General features: G+C 39.7%; 5 protein-coding genes. 1 reads left to right on the top strand and 4 read right to left on the bottom strand.

From position 1 onward, the window contains the following. The first annotated feature begins 169 nt into the window (after positions 1–169). Positions 170–1,072 (top strand): pentapeptide repeat-containing protein, encoded by a 903-nt coding sequence (locus H1P_RS28250; protein WP_144874013.1) that lies wholly within the window; start codon positions 170–172, stop codon positions 1,070–1,072. Between the two features lie 621 nt (positions 1,073–1,693). Here H1P_RS28250 and opcA read toward each other — a convergent pair. From opcA to fbp, 4 genes are all read right to left on the bottom strand, one after another. Next, positions 1,694–3,052 carry a glucose-6-phosphate dehydrogenase assembly protein OpcA gene (gene opcA, locus H1P_RS28245; protein WP_144874012.1) on the bottom strand — a complete coding sequence of 453 codons (1,359 nt, stop codon included), beginning with the start codon at positions 3,050–3,052 and terminating at the stop codon, positions 1,694–1,696. 141 nt (positions 3,053–3,193) lie between these two features. After that, on the bottom strand, positions 3,194–4,723 hold the full coding sequence (gene zwf / locus H1P_RS28240) for a glucose-6-phosphate dehydrogenase (RefSeq protein ID WP_144874009.1): 1,530 nt from the start codon (positions 4,721–4,723) through the stop codon (positions 3,194–3,196). Positions 4,724–4,947: 224 nt separating this feature from the next. Beyond that, positions 4,948–6,087, bottom strand: coding sequence for a transaldolase (gene tal, locus H1P_RS28235; RefSeq protein WP_144874007.1), 1,140 nt, complete (start codon positions 6,085–6,087; stop codon positions 4,948–4,950). Positions 6,088–6,136: 49 nt separating this feature from the next. Further along, the gene (gene fbp / locus H1P_RS28230) at positions 6,137–7,219 is read right to left on the bottom strand and encodes a class 1 fructose-bisphosphatase (protein WP_144874005.1); all 1,083 of its coding nucleotides are present in this window, start codon (positions 7,217–7,219) and stop codon (positions 6,137–6,139) included. Positions 7,220–7,409: the final 190 nt, after the last annotated feature.

Here is a 7,409-nt window from a genome sequence, read left to right as displayed (position 1 = left end):
TTTTTTTAAAGAAATTATAAATAATTCACAGATGGCAATTCTCTCAGAAAAGTTAACCTATTGTTAATTGCCCATCACTATCTTGCAAAGTAAAGCTATCATTAAAGCTAAATTCAACATAGTATCGATAAGTTCGACCTCAACAGCAGTTATAGGGAAAATTGCCATAGTGAGTAGTAATCTAGAGTCATATTACAAAATCCTGGGATTAGAGCTAGGCGCATCCCTAGAAGAAGTCAACCAAGCCTATAAAGACTTGGCATTTATTTGGCATCCAGACCGTCTTCCTAGAGAAAACCAAAGATTGATTGAGAAATCTGCGGAAAAACTCAAACAAATCAATCATGCTCGCGATTTATTGCGCTCTTTTCATCATCAAAATTCTGCTGCAAGTACTGTAAGTAAGTCTTCTAACAAGCCACAAGCACCAAGAGACTATCGTAATTATCGCTATACTGCTCCTTCGCAGAAACAACCCTATTCCAGTTATCAATCAAGACAATCTCCACCACCGAGACAACCCTATTCTAGTTATCAATCAAGACAATCTGCGCCACCGAGACAACCCTATTCTAGTTATCAATCAAGACAATCTGCGCCACCGAGACAACCCTATTCTAGTTATCAATCAAGACAATCTGCGCCACCGAGACAACCTAAAAGCTATTATTCTACTAGCTCTCAAGATAATTACCAAAGACCTTACCATAAAGATATGAGTGAGGCAGATTTGAGCCATGGTGATTTCAAAGAGAAAGATTTTGCTGGGAGAAACTTTAGTAAAGCTAATTTTAGTCATGCCGATTTGAGTGATAGCTTTTTGCACAAAATTAATTTAGAAGAAGCTAATCTCACAGGAGCTAATTTATATCGCGCTAATTTACTGGGAGCTAACTTAAGAAAAGCTAATTTGAGAGAAGCCAACCTTATCGGTGCAGATTTGAGTGGCGCAGATTTGAGTGGCGCAGATTTGTCAGGTGCAATAGTTAGTAAGGGTAAAAAGATTATGGTTAAGCTAACAGGAGTAAAACTCACTGGTGCAACTTTACCTGATGGCTCTATTCATAATTGACCATTTTGTGAATTAGGGTAACCTCAATACAGCAAAGAAGAATTTGCTCGATGTGGTGACGAAATTTATTACTTCCAAGTAAAATCACCAGTTGTACAACCCCTCATTATTCCAGTTGATGAAGCAGCAATTCAATCCTTTGTAGGGAATATTTTTGATGGAGGGCTACAGACTAACTGTAAATTCAATGGAAAATGGGATTGTCAAGCTTGAAAAGCCGTAAAAAATATCTATATTTGCCTTAGCCACTTTTGGTTTTAGTAAAAGAAAGCTTGTGTATAAATTTAGAGGAGGATTTGGCATCATTGAATTGGAAGTCGGGTCCTCAGTTAATTTTGACCGACTTTCTGCGAGTGATTTTATTCTTTAAAAACAAGATTGCCGTCTAATAATTATTTTCTCTTATTGATCCTTTTGAGAGAATTTATTAAAAAATAGCGATCGCTTGCTCTTAATTTTACCATAAGCGATCGCTTTTTACCGATCTTTCTTCATCTCATCTCTTCAACTAACAAATATAAATTAAAGAATTGGGATTTCAAATTATTTGTTTTTAACAAAAAAAAGTAGAGAAAATTGGAGAATTATCCCTACCAGTGAATCCTTACTAAAATTGATTATTTACTGACTTAACTCCAGTATTTTCACTGTTACTGCCATGCTCTCTTCATATAAAACTTCTCTACCCCAACGTTGCAATTGTTGTCCGAGTAAATCTTCAGTATTTTGATCGAACAGGGGAGCAACTTGCTGCACGTAACAAGATTGCGCGCCTCCCCCTGCTTCCATTCTCATACAGCCTGTGGTGCTAGAACACAGAACAGTACAGCAATCAGCATCAAGATGAGTTGAACTCAAGCGTAAGCTAATTAAATCTCCTGGAATATCTCCCCAATCCGCAGTGGGGATAGCTGCTAATTCGGCGTTGATTTGTTGACCTTGAGAGTCGCTAAAACTAACTTGACGAAGATCGTAATCGCCTTCTTCGTGTTTGTAAGAAGTAGGAGTCCAATTTAAGCGAGAAGCTAGCCAGCCCAAATACATTAAAGCTTGTGATTGATTACCTTTTTCGTAGTCGATAGTTACTTTATCCACTTCGTAAATTTCGGCTCTTCTTTCTGGGGGATCGAATGCTTCTGCGGATAATTCTTGCCAAGATGAGAGTCTGCGCCAGTTTAAGTCGGCAAGGATTGTACCTTGTTGCAGCATTTCTGCGATGGAAACAAGATTGGCTTCAGGCTCGACAAAACTACTAGAATCAAAAATCATGCTATCGGAATAGCTGACTAGACGTTTAAACAAGCCATATTCAGGAGAGGGTGCTGCTTTCCACCAGACAAATGTCGGCAGTTCACCAATAGTTAGTCCTGTGATGATACCACCAATTCTATCTAGAGCTTCTGCTGTACCACTTAGGGTAATGTATTCACAGCAGACTAAAGATTCTTTATTTTTCTTGTTAACAGGACAGTAAGCAGATACTTGGGCTTTAACTCCTTCGTCTTGACCGAGACTGGGTACTAAAGCAATTATACGACAAGGATTGGCAGATGCGATCGCGTCAGCAATTGCTCCTTGAGAGTCAGGAGAGTACTGAATGGCTGCGGTTTTGTTTTCAGGGTTTAATCGATCTGCTTCTTTGGCTTTAGTAAATTCTGCTTCTAAACGGGTTAATAGTTGTGAGCTACCTTCCCCTGTTACTTCCATTTTGTATGCTTTTTGGGCTGCGGAAATAGCTGCTTTATTCCGAGGTCCACTGATGCCGTCAATAGGACCTGTATAAAAGCCCAAAGCTGCTAATAATTGCTGTGTGCCATTGGGTTCATAAACAATAAGGCTGAAAGTAGCTGCACGAGATGCGGATGAATCTTCATCACCACCAACAGAAGTCCATAGCGATCTCAATTCGGCTTCAATTTCTTCTATGGAAACATCTTTAGGAGCTTGTAAGGATACTATCGGAGTTTTTGTTGTTACCATTTTTTTCAGTAATCAGTAATCAGTAATTAGTAATCAGCTTTTTCAGTAAGCAGTAAGCAGTAATCAGTATCTAAAATATTTATCATCACTATACTTATAACGAATAACGAATAACTGTTCACTGTTCACTGATAACTGATATTAAAGTCGTCGCCAACTTCTGCCTTCTCTTTCAAGGAGAAATTCTGCTTCAGTTGGTTGCCAAGTACCAGCCTCATATTGAGGAACTAAATTGGGGTCGCTAGGAGCTTCCCACGCATTTAATACAGGTGTCACAACCCGCCAAGCTTCTTCTACTTCATCAGCGCGAGTAAATAGGGTTTGATCCCCCAGCATACAGTCTAGTAGTAAGCGGTGATATGCGTCTGCGGTTGCCATCCCAAAGGATGAACCATAGCTGAAGTCCATATTTACGGTACGAGTACGCAAGTCAGGTCCTGGCATTTTGGCTTCAAAGTTGAGAGAGATACCTTCATTGGGCTGTATCCGCATCGTTAAAACATTGGGGTTAGCTTGTTGTGCTGCGGATTTAAAAATTAGTAGAGGTACTTCCTTAAAATGAATAGAAATTTCCGTAGTTTTTTTCGGCATCCGCTTCCCAGTACGCAGATAAAAAGGCACGCCCTTCCAACGCCAGTTATCTACCATCAATTTCATGGCAACAAATGTTGGGGTAGTTGATTCGGGGTTTACGCCTTCTTCCTCTCGATAGCCTTGAACGGGTTTACCTTTCATCCATCCTGAAGCATATTGACCCCTAATAGCAGATTTTTCGAGATTATTAATATCAGCGATGCGAGTAGCTTGTAAGACCTTAGTTTTTTCTGAACGAATACTATCAGCATCTAAAGCGTTGGGGGCTTCCATTGCGGTAATGGCAAATATCTGCATTAAGTGGTTTTGCAGCATATCCCGTAATGCGCCAGAAGTTTCGTAATAACCAGCCCTTTCTTCTACCCCTACTGTTTCCGCAACTGTAATCTGAACGTGGTCGACAAACTGCCTATTCCATAGAGGCTCAAAGATGGCATTTCCAAAACGGAACACCAAAATATTTTGGACTGATTCTTTGCCCAGGTAGTGGTCGATGCGATAAACCTGTTGTTCTTTACAGACTTTCTGCACTACACGGTTCAAAGATTTAGCTGAACTTAAGTCTTTACCAAAAGGTTTTTCAATTACAATACGATGCTTAATCGGGTCAGCTAACATCCCTGCTTGACCCAGTTGTTTGAGGGCTGGCTTAAAAAATTTGGGAGATACTGACAGATAAAAGACGCGATTACCACGAGTTCCCCTTTTACCGTCTAATTCGGCTAAAAACTCTTTTAATTTTTCATAGCTTGCCTCTTCATCCATGTTACCCGAACAGTAAAACAAGCCTTCAGCAAAGCTTTTCCACAGTTCTTCTTGGGCGATGCCAGCACCAAATTCTTCGACACCTTCTTTGAGATGTTGACGAAAATATTCGTGACTCCAATCGCGACGAGCTACTCCGACAATTGTTAACTCTGCGGGTAAACGGCGTTCTTTTTTTAGTTGATAGATAGCAGGAACTAGTTTTCGTTGAGTCAAATCACCCGAAGCACCAAAAATTACTAAGATTGATGGTTCGGGAGTTCTTTCTTGTTGTAAACCGACTCTTAAAGGATTTTCTAATATTGCAACCATATTTTACGAGGAATGAGCGGTCAGACCCCGCGTCGGTGTAAGACGCAAGGGAACGCTGACCAAGACAGGAACGAAAAATGAGGAACGAGGGATGAAGTATGAGGGATGAAATTAAAACTTAGGACTTAAAGAATTAAAACCTATTTACCACGTTGAATTTTTGTCTCCTAAGTGATTGAATTAGTATTCCTTCATCCTTCCTCCTTCTTCCCTCATCATTAGAATTAGACTGTGGCTAGTTGTTTTACTTTGTCTTCGAGGGATGACATTAAAGATTCAAAGGGTTTGATAAATTTATCAATGCCTTCTTCGAGTAATTCGTCCATCACTTCATCGAGATTAATCCCAACATCTTCATCAGCTAAGGCATTAATTACATCTTGTGCTTGTTCTACATTACTTTCGATACGGTTAGCAGGATCGCAATGATCGGCACAGGCTTCTATAGTATTGGGAGGTAGAGTATTAACGGTATCTGCACCGACTAATTCATCTACATACATAACATCGCTGTATTCGGGGTTTTTCGTGCTGGTAGAAGCCCAAAGAAGACGCTGTACTGATGCACCTTTGGCTGCTAAAGCTTGCCATCTATCGCTACTGTAAATTTCTTTGTATTTCTGATAAGCTATTTTAGCATTGGCGATCGCAATTTTGCCTTTAATCTCTTTTAATTTAGCTTCGTTGCCCCCTGCTGCAATCTTGGCATCAAGGCGATTATCTATATTACTATCAATACGAGAAAGGAAGAAACTCGCTACAGAAGCTATTTTACTTATGTCTCCTCCTGCTTCGGCAAATTTTTCTAAACCACTAATATAAGCCCAAGCTGTATTAATGTAGCTGTCTACAGCAAATAGTAGAGTAACATTAACGTTAATCCCTTCAGCGATAACTGCTTCTACTGCGGGTAAACCTTCAGGAGTACCAGGGATTTTAATCATTACGTTGGGTTTACCAATGGCTTTATAGTAACGCTTGGCTTCGGCAATAGTAGTATCGGTATCTTTAGCCAAATTAGGTGGCACTTCAATACTGACGTAACCATCTAAACCATTGGTTTTTTCATAAACGGGTAAAAAGATATCACAAGCATTACGAATATCAGTAAAAACTAAATCTTCGTAAATTTCCTCTACTGATTTTCCAGCTTTGATGCCTTCTGCGATATCATTGTCATAGATTTTATTACCCGCGATCGCTTTTTCAAAAATTGCGGGATTAGAAGTAATACCAACAATACCTTTATTGTCAATTAACTCTTTAAGCTCCCCTGATTCGATAATGTCACGGCTCAGGTTATCCATCCAGATACTTTGACCGTAAGTATTTTCAATTTCCAATATGGGTTTGGCACCTACCATGTTTTAGATTCTCCTTGTGAATTGTGGTTAATGAATTTTTCTAGTTTTTTCAAACCTTTGCTACCTTCGCTGTACCTGTCTCTTCTGAATCAGACTTTCTTCTCGTCCAATCGGTGATAAAAGACTCTACCAACTCAACATCTTGTTGACTACCAATCACTAAAGGGGTACGGGCGTGCAGTTTATCAGGAACAGCATCTAATAACCGTTGTGTCCCTGTACTGGCTTTTCCTCCAGCTTGCTCAATTAACATTGCCAAAGGCGCACTTTCATAAAGTAAGCGTATTTTTCCTTCAGGCTTATTAGTTGTTCCTGGGTATAAAAATACGCCACCCTGTAATAAGATGCGGTGAAAATCTCCGACTAAAGCCCCACTGTAACGAGCCGTATAACCTTCATGACGGTGAACATAGCGGATATACTCTCTAATGGATTCATCCCATTGCCAATAATTTCCTTCGTTGACGCTATACACAGCACCATGCTCGGGAATCTGGATATTTTCTTCAGCTAAGATAAATTCGCCTAAACTGGGATCGAGTATAAAAGAATGAACGCCTTTTCCGAGAGAATAAACAAACACTGTCGAAGGTCCATAAAGAACGTAACCTGAAGCAATTTGCTTGTCCCCAGACTGTAATAAGTCCTTGGCTTCTCCGTCTAAATCCTCTCCTTCTTGCTGACGAATTGAGAAAATAGAACCCACATTAAGATTAATATCTACGTTAGAAGAACCGTCTATGGGGTCGTAAAGCAAAGTATAGCGACCTATAGGACAATTTTCAGGAATATAGTAGGGTTGATCCATTTCTTCTGAAGCTAAACGGCAAACTAAACCGCTTTGCTTAAAAACAGAAATAAATACATCGTTAGCGTAGACATCCATCTTTTTAACAGATTCACCTTGGACGTTGGTTTCTCCTGTAAAACCTAAAGTCCCCGCCATTAATCCAGCCCGTGACAAACGGCGAGATATTAGTTTAGCTGCCAATGCAATACGATTCATAATCGCGCTAATATCTTGAGCTTCGGGTGTAAAACTCGAAAACTGTTGCAATACGTGGCGTGATAAAGTCGTACAATCGCGATCTAAACTTTGTTCTGGAATAACTGGTTGTTGTGGATGCTGCATACATTAAAACCTCTGCGTGAGAGAGTATTTGAGTAAAGTAAGTTGTATGATCTGAGAATTCATAAACTCATCGTCTCTCATTCTTTATCTTCTACCCATATATATTAAGAAAGGATTGTGCCTGAAAGCAGGAAGTTTAAGATTGGCTTTAGAATGGTTTCATTTTAGATACCAAAAGTTGGTAGCCAAT

Origin of the sequence: Hyella patelloides LEGE 07179, assembly GCF_900659865.1 — a bacterium.
Lineage (GTDB): Bacteria > Cyanobacteriota > Cyanobacteriia > Cyanobacteriales > Xenococcaceae > Hyella > Hyella patelloides.
Note: the sequence above shows the minus strand (reverse complement) of the source record. Positions and strands in the feature narration are given on the sequence as shown.